The 23,290-nt window shown below is 31.4% G+C and carries 19 protein-coding genes; 13 read left to right on the top strand and 6 right to left on the bottom strand.

The genetic code is table 11. The features are described from left to right. Positions 1–19: 19 nt before the first annotated feature. Positions 20–1,852: an ABC transporter ATP-binding protein gene (locus FEM21_RS02680; RefSeq protein ID WP_035657473.1), complete on the bottom strand. Its 1,833-nt coding sequence runs from the start codon at positions 1,850–1,852 to the stop codon at positions 20–22. Between the two features lie 224 nt (positions 1,853–2,076). Here FEM21_RS02680 and FEM21_RS02685 point away from each other — a divergent pair, with 224 nt between their 5' ends. Genes FEM21_RS02685 through FEM21_RS02705 form a run of 5 tightly spaced genes read left to right on the top strand, consistent with a single transcriptional unit; the run spans position 2,077 to position 6,407 of the window. Next, the gene (locus FEM21_RS02685) at positions 2,077–2,646 is read left to right on the top strand and encodes an L-threonylcarbamoyladenylate synthase (protein WP_035657475.1); all 570 of its coding nucleotides are present in this window, start codon (positions 2,077–2,079) and stop codon (positions 2,644–2,646) included. Between the two features lie 43 nt (positions 2,647–2,689). Beyond that, positions 2,690–3,076 carry a GxxExxY protein gene (locus FEM21_RS02690; RefSeq protein ID WP_035657477.1) on the top strand — a complete coding sequence of 129 codons (387 nt, stop codon included), beginning with the start codon at positions 2,690–2,692 and terminating at the stop codon, positions 3,074–3,076. Positions 3,077–3,100: 24 nt separating this feature from the next. After that, positions 3,101–4,516 carry a CCA tRNA nucleotidyltransferase gene (locus FEM21_RS02695; RefSeq protein WP_035657479.1) on the top strand — a complete coding sequence of 472 codons (1,416 nt, stop codon included), beginning with the start codon at positions 3,101–3,103 and terminating at the stop codon, positions 4,514–4,516. A 46-nt stretch (positions 4,517–4,562) separates the two neighbouring features. Further along, a complete protein-coding gene (locus FEM21_RS02700) occupies positions 4,563–5,582 on the top strand; it encodes a COX15/CtaA family protein (protein WP_035657482.1) in 1,020 nt (339 codons plus the stop codon). A gap of 54 nt (positions 5,583–5,636) precedes the next feature. Next, positions 5,637–6,407, top strand: coding sequence for a CDP-alcohol phosphatidyltransferase family protein (locus FEM21_RS02705; RefSeq protein ID WP_035657484.1), 771 nt, complete (start codon positions 5,637–5,639; stop codon positions 6,405–6,407). Between the two features lie 54 nt (positions 6,408–6,461). On the opposite strand, the gene FEM21_RS02710 is transcribed toward FEM21_RS02705, so the two are convergent. Further along, positions 6,462–7,067: a thioredoxin family protein gene (locus tag FEM21_RS02710; RefSeq protein ID WP_035657485.1), complete on the bottom strand. Its 606-nt coding sequence runs from the start codon at positions 7,065–7,067 to the stop codon at positions 6,462–6,464. A gap of 12 nt (positions 7,068–7,079) precedes the next feature. Then, positions 7,080–7,556 (bottom strand): TlpA family protein disulfide reductase, encoded by a 477-nt coding sequence (locus FEM21_RS02715; protein WP_035657488.1) that lies wholly within the window; start codon positions 7,554–7,556, stop codon positions 7,080–7,082. Between the two features lie 1,271 nt (positions 7,557–8,827). Here FEM21_RS02715 and FEM21_RS02720 point away from each other — a divergent pair. The 7 genes from FEM21_RS02720 to FEM21_RS02750 all read left to right on the top strand — a co-directional run bounded on the left by FEM21_RS02720 (position 8,828) and on the right by FEM21_RS02750 (position 16,227). Then, positions 8,828–9,388: a sugar O-acetyltransferase gene (locus FEM21_RS02720; protein WP_035657490.1), complete on the top strand. Its 561-nt coding sequence runs from the start codon at positions 8,828–8,830 to the stop codon at positions 9,386–9,388. Positions 9,389–9,404: 16 nt separating this feature from the next. Then, positions 9,405–9,794: an SMU1112c/YaeR family gloxylase I-like metalloprotein gene (gene gloA2, locus FEM21_RS02725; RefSeq protein WP_035657493.1), complete on the top strand. Its 390-nt coding sequence runs from the start codon at positions 9,405–9,407 to the stop codon at positions 9,792–9,794. Positions 9,795–9,979: 185 nt separating this feature from the next. Further along, entirely contained in the window at positions 9,980–11,257 is a 1,278-nt protein-coding gene (locus tag FEM21_RS02730) for a chloride channel protein (RefSeq protein ID WP_051627463.1), read from the top strand. A 17-nt stretch (positions 11,258–11,274) separates the two neighbouring features. Continuing rightward, entirely contained in the window at positions 11,275–11,877 is a 603-nt protein-coding gene (locus FEM21_RS02735) for an HPP family protein (protein ID WP_035657495.1), read from the top strand. 105 nt (positions 11,878–11,982) lie between these two features. Continuing rightward, entirely contained in the window at positions 11,983–12,522 is a 540-nt protein-coding gene (locus FEM21_RS02740; RefSeq protein WP_035657498.1) for an IS1096 element passenger TnpR family protein, read from the top strand. Between the two features lie 94 nt (positions 12,523–12,616). After that, a complete protein-coding gene (locus tag FEM21_RS02745; RefSeq protein WP_035657499.1) occupies positions 12,617–13,675 on the top strand; it encodes a nucleoid-associated protein in 1,059 nt (352 codons plus the stop codon). 188 nt (positions 13,676–13,863) lie between these two features. Then, positions 13,864–16,227, top strand: a complete 2,364-nt coding sequence (locus FEM21_RS02750) for a GAF domain-containing protein (protein ID WP_035657501.1) — start codon at positions 13,864–13,866, stop codon at positions 16,225–16,227. On the opposite strand, the gene FEM21_RS02755 is transcribed toward FEM21_RS02750, so the two are convergent. Beyond that, complete coding sequence (locus FEM21_RS02755; protein WP_035657503.1) at positions 16,224–17,417, bottom strand: Pycsar system effector family protein; 1,194 nt, start codon at positions 17,415–17,417, stop codon at positions 16,224–16,226. The two genes, FEM21_RS02750 and FEM21_RS02755, sit on opposite strands and share 4 nt — an antisense overlap. 25 nt (positions 17,418–17,442) lie before the next feature. On the opposite strand from FEM21_RS02755, the gene FEM21_RS02760 reads away from it, so the two are divergent. Further along, on the top strand, positions 17,443–21,171 hold the full coding sequence (locus tag FEM21_RS02760; protein WP_035657506.1) for a metallophosphoesterase: 3,729 nt from the start codon (positions 17,443–17,445) through the stop codon (positions 21,169–21,171). On the opposite strand, the gene FEM21_RS02765 is transcribed toward FEM21_RS02760, so the two are convergent. Together FEM21_RS02765 and FEM21_RS02770 are read right to left on the bottom strand one after the other, a co-directional pair. Continuing rightward, positions 21,168–22,037: a hypothetical protein gene (locus tag FEM21_RS02765; protein WP_035657532.1), complete on the bottom strand. Its 870-nt coding sequence runs from the start codon at positions 22,035–22,037 to the stop codon at positions 21,168–21,170. The genes FEM21_RS02760 and FEM21_RS02765 overlap by 4 nt on opposite strands. Positions 22,038–22,050: 13 nt before the next feature. Continuing rightward, a complete protein-coding gene (locus tag FEM21_RS02770) occupies positions 22,051–23,115 on the bottom strand; it encodes a hypothetical protein (protein WP_035657509.1) in 1,065 nt (354 codons plus the stop codon). Positions 23,116–23,290 lie beyond the last annotated feature (175 nt).

Here is a 23,290-nt window from a genome sequence, read left to right on the forward strand (position 1 = left end):
TATTTTTTAAATTGTAAATCTAATTAACCTCCAATGACTGTAAACTAACCAAATTAGCATAGGTTCCATTCATCTTCAATAATTCTTCGTGAGTACCTTGTTCAACGATTCTTCCTTTACTCATTACCACAATTAAATCAGCAGTTTGAACTGTTGACAAACGGTGTGCGATAACTATAGAAGTCCTATTTTCCATCATATTTTCCAGACCTATTTGTACCAATTGTTCTGATTCGGTATCCAATGCTGATGTAGCTTCATCAAGAATCATAATTGGAGGATTTTTCATCACTGCTCTTGCAATAGCCACACGCTGACGCTGTCCACCAGAAAGCATTCCTCCTCCATCACCTACCGGGCTATTGTATTGCTCTGGAAATTCTGAAATAAAATTATGAGCATTAGCTACTTTTGCAGCACTTACAATATCCTCATGACTAGGATTATCAATACTTAACGAAATATTATTTGCAATAGTATCATTAAATAAAATCGAATCCTGGGCAACAATTCCCATTTGTTTTCTTAACGAATTTGTAGTAACATCTTTAATATTTACTCCGTCAAAAGTGATACTTCCTTCAGAAACATCATAAAGTCGGGTTACTAAATTCGCTAATGTCGACTTACCACTTCCGGACTCTCCTACTAATGCAACTCGTTTCCCTTTTGGAACCGTTAGATTAAAATCTTTCAGTACATATTCCGAATCGTATTTGAATGAAACATTCGTAAACTTAATTTCATTTTTAAATTCGGTAATTTCTATAGCATCAAGATTGTCTTGTAACGGATTGGTTGCGTCTAAAATAAAAGCAACTCTTTCATAAGCGGCATTTCCTCCCATTAAAGCCTGATTTGCTTTAGTAATCGCTTTTGCCGGAGTCAAAATTTGGTAAGCTAATCCCATATAAGCAATAAAAGCACTACCACTCATCGAACCGTCAATCAATACTAAAGATCCTCCGTAAACTAATAGAATAGAAATTACAAAAATCCCTAAAAACTCACTCATAGGTCCCGCTAAACTCATACGGGCTCCCATTTTGTTATTCAAATTATTAATATATTCTGTAGAATTAAAATAACGACGTATAAAGAATTTCTCAGAAGTAAAATTTTTAATCACTTTAATTCCACCCAAAGTTTCTTCAATATCTGATAACAAATGACCTTCTAATGAAAAAATATCTCCCGACTGACTTTTAATGGATTTACTCATTTTTGATATTAAAAATCCAGAAATCGGAAGAAAAAGAAATACAAAAATGGTCAACTTCCAACTGATAAAAAGCATAGATGCCAGTGTAAAAACAATTGTCAAAGGTTCACTCACCATCATCAAAATACTTAAAAAAGCACTTTTTATCGTATTAATATCAGATGTCATTCTCGAAATCAAATCTCCTTTTCTTTCATTCGAAAAGAAAGATACTGGCAGACTGATCACTTTTTGGTACACATCATTTCGTAAATCTTTTAAAATTCCGTTATTCAAATACGTCATATAAACTATCGAAATGAAATTGAACAGATTTTTCAGTAAAAATGTAGTAAGTACAAAAACTACCATCCAAATCAAGGTACTCAAAGCTCCATTAGTTTCTGTATTATGGGTGATGAAATAATTTAAAGACTCTTCTAAGTAACGTTTATCTATACTTTTAATCCCCTCATAAACTGGTTTAACATGTATTTTTTCACCATCATCGAATAATACTTTCATCAAAGGAAAAAGCGAAAGCATAGAAATAGCCGAAAAAAAGGCATACAAAATATTAAAAACTATACTAATTATTAAATTTCTCTTATGAGGTACTAAATACTTTAAGAAACGTTTGAAATTTTTCATTGAATTACTTTAGATTAAGACTAACCTAATTATGTTATAGAAGTCGTTATTTTTTTGCTGCAAAGATAAACTTAAAATAGTTTTAAAACCAGAAAAAACACTCCTGAATAAACCTACAAATCCTAACATTTTACTTTTCATAAGCTCTTTAAATAGATGAGTTTTCTAGAAATATTTTTCGTTCCTTTGCAAACATTAATTTGTCACTAGTATTTTAAATATAAATGGAAAATCTTAACGAAGAAGTCCACAAAGCCTACGAAATAATAAAAGACGGAGGCATCATACTATATCCTACAGATACGGTTTGGGGAATTGGTTGCGATGCAACTAACATAGAAGCCGTAAAAAAAATATACGCTTTAAAGCAACGTGAAGAAAGTAAAAGCATGATTGTTTTAATGAATGGTGAAAAAATGATGTACAACGTCTTTAAGGAAATCCCTGAAGTTGCCTGGCAAATTATGGATTTATCTGAAAAGCCAACTACCTTAATTCTTGACAATCCCAGAAATGTAGCTGCTAATATTATTGCCGAAGATAAAACACTGGGGATTCGTCTTGTAAAAGAGCCTTTTTGCTACAAATTAATGGAGCGAATGAAAAGACCATTAGTGTCTACTTCTGCTAATATTTCTGGCCAACCTACTCCAAAAAGTTTCAAAGAAATTAGTCCTGAAATTATAAAAGGCGTGGACTATGTTGTAAATTTGCATCACGAAAAAATATGCCAGAATCCGTCAACAATTATTAAATTGACTAATGATTCTCAGGTGAAGATTATTAGAAAGTAATTTTTTTTACCGCAAATTCGCAAATTATTTTTTTATATACTTTATGGAGGAAGAATATATCTACAAAAATGAAAATTTCAAGATAGTCGGAATTCTATTTGAAGTTCACAGAAATCTTGGAAAAGGTTTTTCAGAAATTGTATATAAAGATGCTATAGAATATGAATTTAAACAAAATAATATTCCATACGAAAGAGAAAAAGAATTTTCAGTACAATATAAAGACACTGTTTTAAATCACAAATTTTATGCTGATTTTGTAGTTTATGACAAAATTATTCTTGAAATAAAAACAGTAGATTGTTTCAATAACAGTCATTATAATCAATGTCTAAACTATTTAAAAATTTCTAACAATAAGTTAGCAATACTTGCCAATTTCAATTTATTATCACTAGAATATAAACGCATTATAGATTCAAAAAAATAATTTGCGAATTTGCGGTAAATCATTATGAACTACAAAGAAGCCCTACATAATCCTATTTTTGAAATTATTTCACAAGCATCCAAAGCACTCAACGTTGAAAGCTATGTTATTGGCGGTTTTGTGAGAGATTTAATTTTAAAAAGAGACTTCAAAAAAGACATCGATATCGTTGCTGTAGGCAGCGGCATCGAACTTGCCCTGAAAGTTTCTGAATTACTTCCTAAAAAACCAAAAGTACAGGTTTTTAAAACCTATGGTACGGCTATGTTGCGTTTTGAAGACACCGAAATTGAATTTGTAGGCGCCAGAAAAGAATCTTATACTCACGACAGCCGAAATCCTATTGTAGAAAACGGAACATTAGAAGACGACCAAAACCGTCGTGATTTTACTATCAATGCATTAGCATTATCATTAAATGAAACTAATTTTGGTGAATTACTTGATCCTTTTGGTGGTTTAATTGATATCGAAAACAAGACTCTAAAAACACCTTTAGATCCGGATATTACCTATTCTGATGATCCTTTACGAATGTTACGTGCCATTCGTTTTGCTACGCAATTAAATTTCGAAATCGAAGAAAACTCCTTTGAATCCATTCGCAAAAATGCCGAACGAATCAAAATTATTTCCGGCGAACGCATTGTAGACGAATTAAACAAAATCCTTTCAACAGCAAAACCTTCTATTGGATTCTTATTACTTTACAAAACAGGACTTTTAGATTTAATTTTGCCCGAACTAACTGCGTTAAATCAGGTAGAAGAAATTGAAGGTCATACTCATAAAAACAACTTTTATCATACCTTAGAAGTCGTAGATAATATTTGCCCAAATACAGATGATGTCTGGCTACGTTGGGCTGCATTATTACACGATATTGGAAAAGCACCAACCAAAAAATTCAATAAAAAACAAGGTTGGACTTTTCATGGTCACGAATTTTTGGGCGGAAAAATGGTAAAAAAACTATTCGAACGTTTACACATGCCTTTGAACCAAAAAATGAAATTTGTGCAAAAAATGGTTGTAATGAGCTCCCGACCAATTGTTTTAGCACAAGATATTGTTACTGATTCGGCAGTGCGAAGATTGGTTTTTGATGCTGGCGAAGATGTAGAAGATTTAATGACTTTGTGCGAAGCTGACATTACCACTAAAAACCCAAATAAATTTAAAAAATACCATAAAAACTTCGAAATAGTTCGTAAAAAAATCATTGAAGTAGAAGAAAAAGATTCCATTCGTAATTTTCAACCGCCTATTTCCGGCGAAGAAATTATGGCAATTTTCAACCTAAAACCTTCGAGAGAAATTGGTATTTTAAAAGAAGCCGTAAAAGAAGCAATTCTGGAAGGAGAAATCCCAAATGAGTATGATGCTGCTTACAATTTCGTATTAAAACGAGCCGAAAAGTTAGGCTTGAAAAAGGTTTAAACTTTGATTGTTTCATTTCCATATTAAATTACAAAAACTCAACCCCTTGAAAAAACATTTTTTAAAATCAGCCAAAATTGCTTTAATTCTTGTATATGTTGTAATTTTTGCCGGTGCGTTTGTTCGCTTAACCGGTTCCGGAATGGGATGTCCTGACTGGCCAAAATGCTTTGGATATTATATTCCGCCTACAGAAGAACAAGAGTTACTTTTTACTGCTGAAAAAGAATACAACAAAGGACAAGTGATTATAAAAGACGAATCCTTATTGGTTGCCAAAAAAAGTTTTACATCAAAATCAGTTTTTGAAGCCTCAGATTGGGAAAAATACACCAAACACGATTATGCTGTTTTCAATCCGTTGCATACCTGGGTAGAATATATTAATCGTTTGTCGGGTGCGTTGGCTGGAATTGCTTGTTTTGTAACATTTATACTTTCTTTTGGTTTTTGGAAAGACAATAAAAAACTCATTTTACTTACTTTTTTAGTTTGTATTTTAATGGGATTTCAGGCATGGTTAGGAAAAACCGTTGTAGATTCGGTATTGAATCCGGTAAAAATTACTACGCACATGTTGGCTGCTTTATTGATTGTTGCTTTTCAATTAATCACTATTTATACGGTTCAAAACAACCGAAAATCATTGATTTTCGACACTAAATTTCATTGGTTTTTAATTATTTCGTTGATTTTAACGTTAATTCAGGTTGTTTTAGGAACAAGCGTTCGAGAAGAAATTGATACCGTCATTAAAACTGGTGCTCCAGAAATTTTATGGCTTCAAAATCCGAGTGTATCCTTTTATATTCATCGTACTTTTTCGATTGTAGTATTTTTAATTAATTTGTATTTATTTTCCCGAAACAGAAAACTCAATTTAGGTTTTTCAAAAATGAATTGGGTAATGATTTTACTTTCAATTGAAATCCTTTCCGGGATTTCAATGTATTATTTCCATTTCCCTTTTGGCACACAAACCATTCATATTGTATTAGCCAGCATACTATTTGGAGTTCAGTTTTATTTAATATTAGAATCAAAAGCTAAGAAAACAATTTTATAAACTATCTTTGTTTCTGACTATATTGTCGCAATATATTGTTTTTGATATAGTAAAATGTCTAAACTTGCAGCCGAAGATAAATTTTTGGATTTATCCGATTACGGAAGACCTTTTGGTAAATTACTTGCCAATTCATTAAAAAATACCCGATTTACGCCAATTCACGTTACGTTGCTTTTTGGTTTTTCTGGTATCATAGGCATTTTTTGTATTTTGAATAATCACTACGTTTGGGCTGGATTTTTCATACTTTTAAAATCAATTATTGATGCAGCCGATGGAGAATTAGCACGAATAAAAAATACGCCTTCTTATACCGGAAGGTACTTGGACAGTATTTTTGATATTATCCTCAACTTTTTATTTTTTACAACCATCTGCTATGTTTCAACAACATCACTTTGGTTAACATTATTAGCTTTTTGTTGTATTCAATTGCAAGGTACTTTATACAACTATTATTATGTAATTCTAAGAACCAAATCCATTGGAGGCGATTCGACAAGTAAAATTTTCGAATACAAATCACCAAAAGCACTTCCTGGAGAAAGCCAGAAATCAGTTGATGTTTTATTTCAGATTTACACTATTGTTTATGGTATTTTCGACAAAATCATCCACACTTTAGATCCCGAAGCTTATAAGGTAAAAACGTTTCCAAACTGGTTTATGACGTTTGTTTCTTTATACGGATTGGGTTTTCAATTATTACTAATTGCCGTTTTATTGCCTTTAGGCTGGATTGAAATGATTGTTCCTTTTTTCATCGTTTATTCTTCACTGATCTTCATTTTGATCGCGATCAGACGAATTTACATCAAATAAAAAAAGAGCAAAAACGAATGTCTTTACTCTTTTCAAATGATAATTATACTCCAATTATTTTTTGGCCTTAATTGTACAGCCAATAGCTTTAGTCGTTTCTGGTGAAGGTGTTTTTCCGCTTTCTAAAGCTGCAATAGCATTTTCAAGGTATTTTTCTTTCACATCTTTTGCGCTATCCACATTGTCATCAATAGCTCCAATGTATTTTACCACACGATTTTTATCCAATAAAAACGCATGAGGTGTTTTGGTAGCGCCATATTGCGGATAAATCTTTTGTCCTTCATCAAATAAATAAGGAAATGCAAAACCTTTTTCTTTAGCTCTTACTTTCATTAATTCGAAGCTATCTTCAGCCTGAACCGCCGGGTCATTTGGATTAATTGCCAATAAAATATATCCTTTAGATTTGTATTTTTTAGCCAAATCATTGATTCTGTCTTCATATTTCACCGCAAACGGACAGTGATTACACGTAAAAACAACTATAAAGCCTTTTGCGCTCTTATAATCAGACATCGAATATGTTTTTCCATCAACTGATTTTAGTTTAAAATCAGTCGCTGTATCACCTATTTTGTAGGGTGTTGGTGCATTAATAGTAAAAGCAGTTGTAACAACAAAAGCAGCAAATAGTAATAAAGAAGCTATTTTTTTCATGGTATAAAATTGTTAGTTAATATTCGAATTTACATATTGATTTAATTCTTCATAGCTGGCAAACATCTTTTCTACGAATACTTTTTTACCATTTTTAATAATTAAAGTTGCCGGAATGGAACCCGACCAATCTTTATCTACAGTCGGTAGCCAGGTATTATAATCCTTATCTGTTAGTAAAACCACTTCTGATTTTATGGCTTTCTTTTTCAAAAAAGGCAGCAATTTTGCTTCATACTGATTCTTAAAATCCAAACTCACAAGCACTACTTTCACCTTTTTATTCTCAGCATTGAGCTGCTCAAAATGGGGTAATTCTTTCACACAGGGAGCACACCAGGTGGCCCAAAAGTTAACTACATAAGTAGTATTAGTATCACTTAAAACTGCTTTTTCCAAGGCAGCATAATTATCGTAAACTGCAATTTTCTGGGCTTGAATTTGAACCGAAAAAAGAAACATCACGGCAAAGAAAATATAATATTTCATATCTGTTTTTTAAAATTTTAATCGAACGAATTTACAATCTTTAAGTTGTTTTTGATACTCTGTTAACAAAAAATTATTACCCGATTCACAGAATAAATAATTTAAAAAACAGGAATAAAATCTAAAAAAAACAGCTTAAAAACTAAGCTCAAAAAAATCATTTTTGAGTTAGCAAAAAGCATCGTTTTTCATTACAAAAAAACACGATTTTCATAGCGTATTTTTCAGCTACAAAACGCACAAAAAAACATCCAAAAGTAAGTCAAAAAAACGCCTAAAAAAGAGATCAAAAAACGACTTCGAATGATATACTTTTTACTGTTCATTTTTAATTAAAATTTTCTACAAATTTATTCTGATTTCAAAAACGCAATTCAAAAAAGTAATTTTTAAAATCAAAGAAAAATGTATTCAGGAGGGATCAATGTAAAACGAAAAATATTTTTTGAATACGAAAAACAAATAATGACATTTCACTTTTCACCAAAAACACAAACACTAAAAGAGCTTAAAAAACTAACCAAAAAACATCTTTAAAAAAGATTAAACAATAAAAAAACAAAACTATATTTTCATTGTTAAATGCAAAAATTAACCAAAAACAAAAATCATCATTTTTAAAAAAATTTCAACAAAAAAAGTCTTTAAAAAGTCACTAAATAGCCTAAAAAGGGTGAAATCAATCCAATAGAAATAATCTATAACAACTATTTAAAATATTATTTACCAATATTTTAAAACAACACACATAAACTTTAAGTTTAATATTTAGAATTTAAACTTTTTAGTCGTCAAAAAATAATTTCAAAAACAACACTGCCTTCAAATTAAAAAAACAAACAAAACAAAAAGTATTTTTATGTAAAGTAAAACTTTAAGTAAAAACAATGGCTAAATCTTCATTTTTAATTCTCAAAAAACAACTCTTCTCTTCTTCTATTTCTTCTCAAAATCGATTAAAAAATAACTCTTATTGAAATTCAAAAACAGTTTTAAAAAGCTTTATTCGAATAATTAAATTTCAAAATTGTTTCACAAAAACAATTTCTGAATTTGAATTTTGATTTATATTTACAAAAAACAAAGCTTTAAAAAAGTAAAACTAACTGAGTAGATTTAACCGGAAAAAGCACGAGAAAAAAATCATTTTTTCATCACTATTTTCCGCCTAAAAAACAACACTAAAACCGACTAAAATCAGAACCAAAAATCAACTCGAAAAACAACTAAAAAAAGACAAGAAAAAACAATCAATAAAATCATCATAAAAAATGAAAACTGAGAAAGAAAAAATGATCGATGGAGAGTATTATTTAGCAGGAGATACCACTTTAGTAAAAGACCGAAGAAGAGCTAAAAATTTACTCCATCGATTAAACGTTACCGAATACCGATTGACAAAAAAAGCGAAGGATATTTTAAAAGAGTTAATTCCAAATGCAGGTTCGAATTTATATATTGAACCACCTTTTCATTGTGACTATGGATACAATATTATTTGCGGAGAAAATGTATATTTTAATGTTAACTGCGTGGTGTTAGATTGCAGCACTGTAACTATTGGTTCCAATGTTTTTTTCGCTCCAGCTGTACAACTTTATACCGCTACTCACCCGCTCGATGCCGAGCTGAGAAAAACACTTGAAAATGCCTTACCAATAACTATTGGCGACGACTGCTGGATAGGTGGCAATTCAGTAATTTGTCCCGGAGTAACTATTGGTAACGGATGTGTAATTGGAGCTGGTTCAGTCGTGACTAAAAACATTCCCGACAATTCTCTTGCAGTAGGCAATCCTGCCAAAGTAATTCGGAAATTAAATCAAGAATAATTCAGCATCCTAAAAAATGATTCAACTAAAAAACATTCATCATATCGCTATTATTTGTTCGGACTACGAAAAATCAAAATACTTTTACACCGAAATACTCGGACTAGAAATTGTTCGGGAAGTATATCGCGAAGAACGAAAATCTTACAAACTTGATTTAGCACTAAACGGAAATTATTGTATCGAATTATTTTCTTTCCCAAATCCTCCCGAAAGAACTTCGAGACCAGAAGCCAGAGGATTACGCCATCTTGCTTTTGCTGTTGAAAATTTAGATCAAACAGTTTCTTTCTTAAATTCGAAAAACATTCACGCAGAACTTATTCGCATAGACGAATTCACAGGAAAGCGATTCACTTTCATTGCTGACCCCGACAATTTACCTATTGAATTCTACGAACTTTAATTTATTTCTAAACCTAAAAAAAACCAGATTAACCAATCTCTTTCATTGTAAAATTTCATTAGTAATATAAATCAAAACAGATATTTGATGTTTTTCTATAGTTAAAAAAAACTTGTTTTTTGTTGCGAAAACGCAGGTTTTTGTTTTTTTTACATAATTTTGCCGTTCAATAAAGATTTCAAGTAATGAAAACTACCGCACAAATTAAAAAAAACTACCAATTTATTAAATTTCAAAAACTAGTAATCGTCTCTCTTTTAATCGGTTTCCTCTCTGCTTTTTTAGGAATAACTTTAAAAAAAATGACCGAACATTATGAAGAAATATTTTTTCATCAGGCCAATGTTAATCCGTATTTCTATATTTTATTTCCTGTTTTTGGTTTATCGGTAATTTATTTTTTACGTGAATATGTTTTCAAGAAAAAAGAAAACAAAGGAATTAAAGAAGTGTTTGAAAGTACTAATTCTAAAACTAAAAATCTTCCTTCCTACAAAATCCCTTCGCATACCATCAATGGTTTATTAACCGTAATTTTTGGAGGATCAACCGGCATTGAAGTTTCTACTGTTGTTGCCACTGCTACCATTGGTTCAGTAGCACATCAAAAAGAAAATGTTTTTCGTCAATACAAAACCGAACTTATTTGCGCAGGAGTAGCTGCCGGAATTACGGCTTTATTCAGCAGTCCTATTGCCGGAATTTTATTCGCCCTTGAGGTAATTTCGAGAAAAGTAACCCGAGCGTTTGTTATTGCTAATTTAATTGCTGTATCGATTGCTTTTGGATTATTAACCATTTTAAAAGAAGAACCTTTATTTGCTGTTTCTATTACAACCTGGCATTTAAGAGCAATTCCTTACATTATCTTATTAGGGATTTTAGCCGGAATCAATTCGGTTTATTTGACAAAATGTGTGTTGTTTTTCAAATCGCAATTTGCTAAAATCTCAAAACATTATCATAAAATCATTATTGGTTCTGTAATTTTGAGCGCTTCTCTTTTTATCTTTCCGCAATTGTATGGAGAAGGTTATCATGCTATAAAAAACATCATTATTAGCGGTAACAACCAACTTCCATTAACACTAACATTAGCTTTTACATTCATCGGAATTTTGATTCTAAAACCTATTGTAACCTCTGTAACTCTTGCTTCAGGTGGAGATGGCGGAGTTTTTGCTCCCAGCCTGTTTATAGGCGCCTTTTTAGGAATATTACTAGCTTCTATACTAAATACTTTTTTCGATACTCAAATCCTGCCTATTAACTTTATGGTAATTGGTATGGCTGCCATGTTAAGCGCTAGTATCCACGCTCCTTTTACCGCTATCTTTTTAGTGTGCGGACTTACCAATAATTACACTTTATTTTTTCCAATATTAGCTGCCTGCCTTATCTCTAAATATACCGCAAAAATGATTTATCCTAAAACGGTTTACACTTTTGCTCCAACTGTTTAAATTTAAAATCACGCATCATGCCTACAACTAAAATTAAGCGAGGTTATCGCAAGACTCGTTATGTTTTATACAAAGAAACACTAATTGATTACAAAGAGCATTTTTGGTCTTTCTTAGGTTCATTTGTTGGAATAGGCCTTATTGCTTATTCACAAAGCCAGCAATTTTCACATCAGGATGTGGTGTATCTTATTGGCTCTTTTGGTGCATCAAGTGTTTTAGTTTACGGGATTATCCAAAGTCCGTTTTCACAGCCCCGCAATCTTATTGGGGGACATTTAATTTCGGCTTTAGTGGGTGTAAGCGTTAATTATTTATTTCCTACCATCATGTATATTGCCGCACCACTGGCAGTATCCTTATCGATTGTTTTAATGCAAATAACTAAAACACTTCATCCACCCGGAGGAGCAACTGCCCTTATTGCAATTATTGGTACTCCAAAAATTAAAGAATTAGGTTATTGGTATGTTGTATCTCCGGTTTTAACAGGTGTACTAATATTATTCCTTACTGCTTTAATTTTTAATAATATGACTCCAAGTCGTAAGTATCCTACGAGCAATAGCAGCTACAAACGTTACCATAAAATGATTAAGCGTATTCTTAAAAACAACTGATTCAGTATCAAAACAGTTAGCGTTTTTTTGATAAAAATTCACTCATCGCATTGGGATTAAAAAGGATTAAATGTACCTTTGGCTTTTCTATAAAAAACAACTATTATGGTTTATAAATTTAGAGTAATCTTAGACGCTGAAGAAGATATTTTTAGAGATATCGCTATACTTGATGATGATACTTTAGAAGATTTACACAATGCTATCTTTAATTCTTTTGGATTCGATGGTATGGAAGTCGCTTCTTTTTACACTTGCGATGAAACCTGGAATCAAGAAGATGAAATTTCGCTTTTTGATACCGGAGATGTTCCTGGCGAACAACGTATCATGAGTGATTATAAACTTTCGGACATTCTTGACGAAGAAAACACTAAAATCATTTATGTTTATGATTTTATCAACATGTGGACTTTCTTAGTAGAACTAGCCGCTATCGAAGAACAATCTGCCGGAGCTATTTATCCGGAAACTTTATTTTCTCATGGTGAAATGCCTGATGAAGCTTTAGAGAAAAACTTTGAAGCAGATAATGCTGACGATTTCTACGACGAATTTGAAGACGGTCTGGACGATGACGACATGGATATGTTTGAAGGAGACGACAGCTACGAAGATTACGGCTTTGAAGAAAATTGGAATTAGGATAAACCAATAATATAAGAATCAAGAGCCAAGATGAAAGACTTCAACAACTGTCTTTTTTCTTGGCTCTCGCATCTAAAACAACAACTACACTATGATCAACCTTTTCAACACACACATCGACACACTTTCTATTCATAGAGTAGGAAATAAAAGCCGAAACGAGGCTATTTTTTTATCAGAGCAACCCTATAAGCTACAAGATGAAATTGTGCCGCTTATCAAAGAATTCTTTTTTAAACCTTTTAGAGAAAAAGAAGAAAACTATTTTCAATTTGCCCACGAAGTTGATTTAGATTACAACGATATGTACAAATATGCTACTGAAATTTTTGAAAACCCAAGCACATTGCACGAAGGTTCTAAAAAAATAACTAAGCATTTATTTGAACAATCAAATCATCCGCATATTAAAAACGGGGAAGTTTATGTTACTTATTTAACTAACATAAACATCGACAATAATGTGGTAGATGCTATTGGTATTTTTAAAAGTGAGTTACAAAGCGACTTTTTACAGTTTGAAGAAAAAGAATCTAATTTAGAAATGATCCTGCAACAAGGAATCAATTTGAATAAATTAGATAAAGGCTGTTTGATTTTTAATCATAAAAAAGAAGAAGGTTACAAGATTTTAACTGTAGACAGCAATCGTTATGATGCCCGTTACTGGTTAGAGCACTTTTTATCAGTTGATGCTTTTGAAGACGAAAATTTCATCACAAAAAAATATTTGAAATTCTGTCAAAACTTTGCTAAAGATGTAGTTTTCCCTGCCGAAGACAAAAAAGAAGAAGTAATGTTCATGAACCGTTCGGTAAATTATTTTGCAAAGAATGATGAATTTGAAGAAACCGAATTCCTAAACGAAGTTTTAGATAATCCTGATTTGATTCCGGAATTTAAAAACTATAAGGTTGATAAAGGCGAAAAATACAGTATTGAAGATGTAACTTCGTTTCCTATTGCTAATGCTGCTGTAAGTGATGCCCGAAAATCAATCAAAAACGTAATCAATTTAGATACAAACATTCAAATCAAGATGGATTTCATCAATCCTGAAAGTGCCGAAAAGTTTGTAGAAAAAGGCTGGGACGAAGAAAAACAAATGTATTATTACTTAGTGTATTTCAATAAAGAACAAAAATCTTAATCATTTAAGATTTGAATTTCACTATAAAATCAATCTCCAATTGTTTAACAGTTGGAGATTTTTTTCAAACAGCTTTTTATCAAATTCAATTATTCTTTAAAAAAGGACAAAACAAGCCATTAGCACTTTTAAATAAAAGACAACAAACGAGATAATTCACTATTTTTGTAGTGCTAATATAATTTCAAATGAATCATCTTTTATTTAAAGAAAGTCCTTTTAAAACTTTAATTTCTTTTCATAAACTCATTGAGTCGCTAGAAGAAATCGCACAATCAGATGTTGATTATCGCTCTAATTATGCCAAATCCTTACTAAAGGAAATTGAAAATTTCCCTGAACTAAAAACCGGAATTGAAGATTTCTCCATTATTGAGGAAAACAAAAAACTCATTAAAAATTTATTAGCCGATTTATTCCCTACAGCTCTTACCAATAATGAAATTAAGGCCGTAGCAATTCCGTTTCAGAACGTAACTTTCAATTACACTAAACGATTTAAAAAGATAGTAAAGAACGCTGGGAATTTTGATTTGATAATCGACAATTTCAATCAGGATCAATTTTATGTTTTTAGTTGTATTCTAATTTTAAATACGCATTACAATCAAAATTTTGATTACAGCATCCCTTTATTTTACGATATTCCCGATGCTGACGGAATCATAAAGCATTATCGTATTCTTTACAATGCTGATTTTATTGATGTTTATCCTACTGAAAAAGCTCCCGATTTGACTCAGGAAGACATTGACGAATTAATGAATAATTTTGAAAATACAGCCTTATGGAAAGAAAAATTTCCAATAGAAAGCTGGGTTTTAAAAGGATTCGGAATCATTAGTTTATTTGATACAACCAAAGAAAGTGCTATTTCGAGTTTAAAAAGTCATCTTTTAAAAAGAGACAAAGAATCGGTTGACAATAGTGAAAATCTTTCAGAAATATTCAAATCTATTTTTAAAGTCCCTGATTTACGAATTGGAATCAGCATTTACAATGATGAAGAAAAAAAATTCGTCAAAGTACCTTTCGAGCAAAAGAAAATTGGAAGTTTTATTCTTAATGATAAAAACGAAATAGAATGCTGCAATGCTTTTTGCGGATGCTCGCTGGAGAAACTTTTAAACGATAAAGAACCTATTTCTATTTCGAATGTAGCTGCTTTTGGAACAATTACCGGAAATTCAAAATTTGCCCAAATATTATTAGATCAGGATATTCAAAGCTGTATTTTTACTCCGGTTGTCAAGGATGATAAATTATTAGGAATTATCGAATTAGCTTCGGCTACTCCAAGAGCATTAAACAGCGTAAATGCTAATAATATAAAATTAATTCTTCCAAATATTGTTGATACCTTAGAACGTTACAATACTGATTTTCAAAACGAAATTGAAGCCATTATTCAACGTGAATATACAGCAATTCATTCGAGCGTTTATTGGAAATTTAAAGCCGAAGCTCAGAAAAACTTAGAAACTAAGACCATTGGAAGCGAAAACCTTTTTAAAGAAATTGTCTTTAAAGAAGTGTATCCATTGTATGGTCAAATAGACATTAATGGTTCTTCTGAACACCGAAATAATACCGTAAAAGAAGATTTAAAAAATCAATTACAAAGTATTTTACAAATTTTCGAAAATTCGAAATCAATACACAAATTGCCTTTAGTCGAACAACGCAATTTTGAATTAAATTCTTTCTTTAAAGAATTAGAAAAAGAACTAAAAGCAGATACTGAACAGCAAATTCAAAGTTATATTGACAGAGAAATTCATCCTTTGTTACGAAATGCCATTATTGCTAACGAAGACAAAGCACTGATTGATGCTTATTTTGAAAATCTAGATCCTAAAACACACTTGTTTTACCAGGCTCGTAAAAATTTTGACGATGCAATGGCTATTATAAACAAAAAAATGACCACTGTTTTAGACAAAGAACAAAACGAAGCGCAACAAATTTTCCCGCATTATTACGAGCGTTTCAAAACAGATGGTGTAGAACACAACCTGTACATTGGTGCATCCATTACTCCTACCCAATCTTTTGATTTAATGTATTTAAATAATCTAAGATTATGGCAGCTGCAAACTTTGTGTAAAATGGAATTAGAACACCATCGATTGAAACAAATTTTACCTTACAAACTGGATGTAAGTTCGTTAATACTGGTTTTCAGTTCTCCTATTTCTATTCGTTTTAGAATGGATGAAAAACGTTTTGATGTAGACGGAACGTACAACGCTCGTTATGAAGTCGTTAAAAAACGTATCGATAAAGCTCATATAAAAGGAACTAAAGAACGAATTACTCAAAAAGAGAAAATCACGATTGTTTATTCGCATCAATATGAAGAAGCTGAATATTTAAAATACATTCAGTTTTTACAATTTAAACAAATTCTTGAGCCAACCATTGAACAATTTGAAGTTGAAGAACTTCAAGGAGTTTATGGTTTAAAAGCAATTCGAATAAAAGTAATCAATACCGAAGGAAATATCGATACAAAATATACTTATCAGGAATTATTAGCAAGCTTACATTAAAAATTCTGGATGGAATGAAACGCTAAGAAAAATGCAAGAAACGAAACAATTATTCCTATCATAAAGATATTATAGGTAATTCGTAATAACTTGTATTTTTTCTCTAATACAATTCCTAAAAAGTACAAATCCTTAATCATCGAATTGTATAAATAAGTATTGTCTTTCATTATTTCGTTCATTGCCCATTCGTATTCTTCCAAAGGCATTTTGTAGAAATTACCAAAAAACAATAAATTTACTTTTCTATCCTCAATATCCCTTCTTGTAAAAACGCCGGTAGTCACTTTTGGACGTGTTGAAAGAATAGCAAAAATAATAGATACCACACTAAAAGTCAATAAAATAAAAGTAGGAATAACTAAATGAGCATTACGCGGACTATCTAATTTTGGTACAATTGTAGACAAAGCAATCGAAATAATAATAGCATTAACTGATAATAAAATATTCGCTTTACTATCGGCAATTCCGCTTAAACGGGTATGATTACTCAGCGTAATTCTAAACAAAGTATCAATTCCGCGATCTGGTTTGGCTGCTTTTCCCTGTTTATCGCCTTTATTTTTTTTCTCTTTTTTTACTTCCTGACCACTTTCCATACTTTTAATTTTTTCTTTAATTATGCTAATATTTTTCTCTTTTAGCGGCTGCCAGTTAGCAATTGCATAATCAGTATAAAATTGATGACATTCAGTAAGAACGGCTAAATTTTCCTGAGCCCATTCTAAATCTGAAGTTTGTTTTTGTTTCACACATTCCCATTCTCCTCTCAAAAGTTCGCATCGGTCACAATAATTAACGGTTGTAAAATGATAAAAATCGGCATCCTTTATTATTTTCTCAAGAACATTTTGCGGTACATAATGATATTCTGTTGCTCTAATTAAAGCATTTACCTGATCGATATATTCAGTTGTTTTATCATATTGCTTTAAAAATTCAGTTGCAATTACAATACTTCTTTCTTCATGATTTTCAAATCCATGAATATAACCTGTATCGTGAAACCAAGCGGCAACTATTGCTATTTCAGACTCTAAAGCACTTATTTTTTCCTGTTCTGAAAGTATTTTTACTGCCTTAACAACATCCGAAGTATGGCTGAAATTATGGTAAATAAATGAACTAGAAAGTTTATCTTTGAGTAAATTATAAACAAAATCCTGTACTTGCTCTATAAAGGTCATAAGTAAAATTTTATACTACTAAATTATGAAATTGTTTCCAGTTATGCGATTCATCAAAATTAAACTATTTTTCTACTCCGTTGTTGCGCTTTTAATCATTAGTTCTTGTGCAACACACGATTCACAATTTGGAAAAAATTCGAAAAAAATCACATTTACTAACGACAAGGATACAACAAAAATTGCACACCGTTTTTTTTTAATTGGCGATGCAGGAAATGCTGATGAAGAAAAAGCGCAAAAAATTCTGAAATCTTTACAAGAACAGCTTCAGCAATCAGATAAAAATGCTACACTGCTTTTTCTGGGAGATAATATTTATCCTAAAGGAATGCCAGGCAAATCTGAAACTAAAGAGTATAAAATTGCTTTAGAAAAAATCGAAGCACAATTAGCTATTTCGAAAAATTTTAAAGGTAAAACTATATTTATTCCTGGAAATCACGATTGGTATTCAGGCATTAACGGATTAAAACGTCAGGAAAAAATAGTTAACAATTATTTGAACGAAAAGAAAGCTTTTCTTCCTGCTAACAGCTGCCCTATTGATGACAAAAAAATAAATGATCAGGTTTGTCTGGTTACGATTGACAGTCAATGGTTTTTAGAAGATTGGGATAAAATTCCAACTATCAACGATGATTGTACGATAAAAACACGTGAAGATTTTTTTGAAGAATTTGAAAGTATTTTAAACAAAAACAAGGACAAAACTGTAGTTGTTGCTATCCATCATCCATTAATGAGTAACGGAACGCATGGCGGACAGTTTTCGCTTGAAAAACAACTATTTCCACTAGAACAAAAAATCCCATTGCCTGTAGTAGGATCGTTTGTTAATTTCTTACGAAAAACATCTGGAGTTAGTCCGCAGGACCTTCAAAACAAGCAATACCAACTTTTAATAAAACGTATCAAAACGCTGTTACAACATCAGGAAAATGTAATTGTTGTTTCGGGACACGATCATAATTTACAATATATTGAAAGCGAAAAAATCCACCAGATAATCAGTGGTGCCGGATCAAAATCAGAAGCAGCCAGAGCTATTAACGCTAATGATTTTTCGTATGGTAAAAATGGTTTCGCAACATTAACCACTTATAAAAACGGGAAATCAGTTGTGCATTTCTACGGAATTGAAAACAATCAAACTACAATTTTGTTTCAAAAAACTATTTTCGAACCTAAAAAAACAGACACAATTACTTATCCGGATTCTTTTGCTTCTAATACAAAAGCATCCGTTTACAATGCTAAAATGACTTCAAAAAGTGGATTCTATAATTTTCTTTTTGGTAAACATTATCGAAAATATTACAGCACTCCTATCGATGTTCCTGTTGTTACTTTAGACCAACTTTATGGCGGCGTTACGCCAATGAGAGCCGGTGGCGGACACCAGTCTAAATCCTTGCGTCTTGATGATTCTCAAGGAAGAGAATATGTAATGCGTGCCTTGAAGAAAAGTGTTGGGCGTTTTTTACAAAGTGTTGCTTTCAAAGATCAGTATGTAGAAAACGAATTCGAAAACACTTTTGCCGAGAATTTTCTTTATGATTTTTATACCAGTTCGCATCCTTATACTCCGCTGGCTGTTGGAAATCTGGCGGATAAAATTGGTGTTTTACACAGTAATCCAAAGCTTTATTATATTCCAAAACACAAAGCATTGGGTGAGTTCAATACCAACTTCGGGGACGAACTTTATCTGGTTGAAGAAAGACCTTCAGACAGTCAAAAAGAGTTGGTAAGTTTTGGAAAATCAGAGTCAATTATTGGAACTAATGATTTACTTGAAAATTTAGAAAAAGACGAAAAATATGCTATTGACGAAAACGAATATATAAAAGCCCGTTTATTTGACATGCTAATTGGTGACTGGGACAGACATTACGATCAATGGCGATGGGCAGAATATAAAACAGCTAACAAAATTATTTACAAACCTATTCCTCGTGACCGTGATCAGGCCTTTTCAAAATATGATGGCACTTTATTATCATTATTGATGAATATTCCAGCGTTGCGACACATGCAAAGTTTTAAAAATGATATTAAAAATGTAAAATGGTTCAATAGAGAACCTTATCCATTAGATTTAGCATTATTAAAAAGTGCTACCGAAAACGAATGGATTGCACAAGCTAAATTTATCGAAGAGAATTTGACTGACGAAAGTATTGATACAGCTTTTAATAGTTTGCCAACTGAAATTCAAGACGAAACAATAGCAGGGATAAAACAAAAATTAAAACACCGAAAAACAGCATTAATCGCTTATGCAAAGCAATACAATAAAATTTTAGAAAAAACAGCAATTGTTGTTGGCACCAATAAAAAAGACATTTTCCGTATTAAATCTATTTCTAAAAACAAAGTTGAAATCACCGTTTTACGAAGCAAAAAAGAAGGAGAAGAACTTGTTTTTAATAAAACCTACGACAAACATTCGACAAAAAACATCTGGATTTACGGTTTAGATGACGAAGACGTTTTTGATTTTGAAGGTGTTCAAAAATCAGATATTAGAATAAAACTAATTGGAGGTCAAAATAATGACAGCTATAATATTGCCAATGGAAAAAACATTACTATCATTGATTTTAAGTCGAAAAAGAACAATTTTAATATTAATTCCAGCACAAAAAAACGTTTAACAGATGATTATGAAACCAACTTATACAATTATGAAAAGCCGAAATACAATGCTTTTTCAGGTTTGCCAACTATAGGTTTTAATCCTGATGACGGAGTGAAATTAGGAATTATTGCTAATTATACTGTAAATCATTTCAAGCAAAATCCGTATACTTTTAAGCATGTTTTAAAAGCTAATTATTATTTTGCGACTGATGGTTTTGAATTAGGATACCATTTTGATGCTCCGAAAATAATAGGAAAATGGAATTTTGGTTTTGACTCTCAATTTACAAGTCCAAATTTTGCCATAAACTACTTTGGTTACGGAAACAACAATCCAAACTCTGATAAAACAGATGGAATGGATTACAACAGAGTTCGCATTCGAATGCTCAAGTTTGCTCCTAAAATTGAAAAAATAGATCGATTAGGAAGCCGCATTAATTTTCAGCTTGCGTATGAAAACTTTAATGTAGAAAATACTGCTGACCGTTTTATTTCGATTCCTGATATTGTAAATCCTGACATTTTCAATCATCAGCAATTTGCCGGAGCTACAATTGAATATGGTTATGAAAATTATGATAATGCTTCATTACCAACAATGGGAATGGGATTTTTAATTTCGGCTAACTGGAAAACAAATCTTGATGATAGCAAACAAAATTTCCCAACATTAGAATCAAAAATCAATTTTAATCATAAAATAGACAAACAAGGAAAAATTGTATTGGCCACTTTATTAAAAGGAAAAATGATTTTAAACAATAATTTCGAATTTTATCAGGGCGCTGCTTTAGGCGGAGATTATGATTTAAGAGGTTATCGAAATCAACGTTTTCTAGGAAATCATTCGTTTTTTCAAAGTAGTGATCTTCGTTTTTCTATTGGAAAAATCAAAAACAGTATTGTACCAATGTCTTATGGCTTTTTTGGAGGTTACGACTACGGAAGAGTCTGGCTCGACGGAGAAACTTCAGACAAATGGCATCAGGCTGTAGGCGGCGGTTTATGGCTGAACGGAATCAACACATTAACAGCAAAACTCAGCTATTTTAAAAGTACTGATGACAAAGCCCGAATTAGTTTCGGGCTAGGTTTTGGATTTTAATTAATTGAATTTAAATTGAGTTCATACACAATTCCACCTATTTTTTTTGTCTTTTCATCGGCAATTAAAAGGGTGGAATTGTCTTTAAAACAAATCGCTTCTTTTTGCGAATAATGATTAAGTTGTACTCTTTTTACTTTTCCCAAGAAAAAATTATCCGATTTAAAATTATCAAAAATCCATATTTGGCTGTGACTTAACAAAACCACTTTTTTGCCATCAGGACTAATGGTCGCACTTGTTATTGCTGCATTTTGGTAACCGCCTTCGGCTTTGAACTTTCCTAATAATTTTGCCTGATGAAATCCTGCTTTGTTAGGAACTTTGTACAAAAATGTAGTTCCATCAAAACCTTTGCTTCGATTTTTAGTAAACAAATAAAAATTATTCTGGTATTCAATGAAAGCTTCAACATCATAAAAAAGTTCTGTTTTCTTTGGCGGAAATTGAGTTTGTTCAGGATAAGCAAAACTAATTTTATACGAAGGAGTCACTGATTCATTATACAAAGAATCTTTATCAATTTTATAAATTGCTAAGTCTTTTCGAATATTATCATTATTTCCAAAATCGCCAATGTACAGATTTTCCCTGCTATCCTTTGTGATATCTTCCCAATCTATATTTTGGGTTTTAGCAATGGTTATTGTTTTCTTCAGTTTTCCTTCGCTGTTTAATCCGTAAATTTCATTGGCATTGCCACTATCTTCAAGAACCCAGGCTAGCTGAGAATTCGTAGTAAAAACAATTCCTGAAACTTCTTTCAACTTTTTTGGTAAAGCATAAAGTTCAGCAATTATAGCCGGATTTCTTTGACAAAAACATAATAAAGACGACAATAAAACGATAGGTAAAATCTTTTTGATCATAAAATTTATTTTATAAACCTGGTTTAAACAAATCAGGATGTTTGAAATTTCTGGTAACAAATTTAAAAGCGGCACTAAGAACATATCCCATAGAAGTCGCATTTTTAAAATTCAAATCATTGGTATAACGATACAACTCTAATTTTAATTGTTTCAAATGCGCATCAGGAGCAATATTATCATTAGACATGATTCGAAGTATTTTCTGGATTCGTGTTTCGGCAGAAAGAATTCTTTTGGCCAAAGCCGCACGTTCTTCGTTCTTATATTGTTCAATAGAACTATCCTGCAATTTTTCTTTTATCAATTGTATCATCGGAAAATTTTCCTTGAAAAACTGCGGACGATAAATTTTAAAATTTCCTTCGTAACATTGCTGATCAAAATCAATGGCTCTAATTTTATACACTACCTGATCAAAATCATGAATAGGTACAATTACGTAATTGTAAGCCCGCATATCGCCTAAAAGACGAATCATACAACGTTCATTAAACTTAACAAACTCTTTAGCTATTTGAGATTTTTCGGTTTCAGAACAACTTTCTAACAATGTTTCTATAAAAACATCGCCCGGAATTCCTATAATATGTTCTTCAATCAATGTGTCTTTATACACCAAAAAATTGATTTTATCAGGCGATAGAATATGCTCTAATTCTAAACCATAAATACGCGAAGCATCGGCTTTTTTTATGTAAAAATGTACATAGTTATCATTGAGTACATTTCGAACTTTTATTCGAAAAGGTTTCGAATTTCCGAAAGTACAGTAATCAATCGCATCGACATTCAAAAATTTGATGATATCCGAATTTCCATCTGAATGTAGTAAAGAATAGACTTTCTTTAAATACAAATCAATTTCTGCTCTTTCATATTCATTATAAAAAACACGTACCCATAAAGTGTCTTTATCAAACTTATCATAAACATTTATGGAACCTGAAAATCGCAATAAATCATCATAAGAAATGGCAACTTTTGAAATTCGGTCAAAACGTTCTAAGTAATCTAAAAGCGACTCGTTTATAGGATAACTTGGCTTTTTAAACAATGGAGAAATATCGCTCATTCACAGTATTATTTATGCAAATTTACGCTAATTATTTGAAAGCTGATTTTTAAAAAATAAACCAGAATAATCCCGAAACAAAAAAATGAGTTAGAATTCTAAAAAACACTTAATTACTGATTACCAACCGCTAGGAATAAGTGATTTTTCAACACATATAGTAGCCTTAAAGAAA

The sequence above is a fragment of the Flavobacterium seoulense genome, from assembly GCF_000695795.1.
GTDB classification, from domain to species: Bacteria; Bacteroidota; Bacteroidia; order Flavobacteriales; family Flavobacteriaceae; genus Flavobacterium; species Flavobacterium seoulense.

Bases quoted from the DNA above. Each gene is read 5' to 3' on its own strand.
- FEM21_RS02695 (WP_035657479.1), top strand. From the start codon at position 3,101: ATGAACTACAAAGAAGCCCTACATAATCCTATTTTTGAAATTATTTCA.
- gloA2 (WP_035657493.1), top strand. From the start codon at position 9,405: ATGATTCAACTAAAAAACATTCATCATATCGCTATTATTTGTTCGGAC.
- FEM21_RS02760 (WP_035657506.1), top strand. From the start codon at position 17,443: ATGAAATTGTTTCCAGTTATGCGATTCATCAAAATTAAACTATTTTTC.
- FEM21_RS02740 (WP_035657498.1), top strand. From the start codon at position 11,983: ATGGTTTATAAATTTAGAGTAATCTTAGACGCTGAAGAAGATATTTTT.
- FEM21_RS02690 (WP_035657477.1), top strand. From the start codon at position 2,690: ATGGAGGAAGAATATATCTACAAAAATGAAAATTTCAAGATAGTCGGA.
- FEM21_RS02730 (WP_051627463.1), top strand. From the start codon at position 9,980: ATGAAAACTACCGCACAAATTAAAAAAAACTACCAATTTATTAAATTT.
- FEM21_RS02720 (WP_035657490.1), top strand. From the start codon at position 8,828: ATGAAAACTGAGAAAGAAAAAATGATCGATGGAGAGTATTATTTAGCA.
- FEM21_RS02755 (WP_035657503.1), bottom strand. From the start codon at position 17,417: ATGACCTTTATAGAGCAAGTACAGGATTTTGTTTATAATTTACTCAAA.
- FEM21_RS02710 (WP_035657485.1), bottom strand. From the start codon at position 7,067: ATGAAAAAAATAGCTTCTTTATTACTATTTGCTGCTTTTGTTGTTACA.
- FEM21_RS02770 (WP_035657509.1), bottom strand. From the start codon at position 23,115: ATGAGCGATATTTCTCCATTGTTTAAAAAGCCAAGTTATCCTATAAAC.
- FEM21_RS02715 (WP_035657488.1), bottom strand. From the start codon at position 7,556: ATGAAATATTATATTTTCTTTGCCGTGATGTTTCTTTTTTCGGTTCAA.
- FEM21_RS02735 (WP_035657495.1), top strand. From the start codon at position 11,275: ATGCCTACAACTAAAATTAAGCGAGGTTATCGCAAGACTCGTTATGTT.
- FEM21_RS02750 (WP_035657501.1), top strand. From the start codon at position 13,864: ATGAATCATCTTTTATTTAAAGAAAGTCCTTTTAAAACTTTAATTTCT.
- FEM21_RS02685 (WP_035657475.1), top strand. From the start codon at position 2,077: ATGGAAAATCTTAACGAAGAAGTCCACAAAGCCTACGAAATAATAAAA.
- FEM21_RS02745 (WP_035657499.1), top strand. From the start codon at position 12,617: ATGATCAACCTTTTCAACACACACATCGACACACTTTCTATTCATAGA.
- FEM21_RS02680 (WP_035657473.1), bottom strand. From the start codon at position 1,852: ATGAAAAATTTCAAACGTTTCTTAAAGTATTTAGTACCTCATAAGAGA.
- FEM21_RS02705 (WP_035657484.1), top strand. From the start codon at position 5,637: ATGTCTAAACTTGCAGCCGAAGATAAATTTTTGGATTTATCCGATTAC.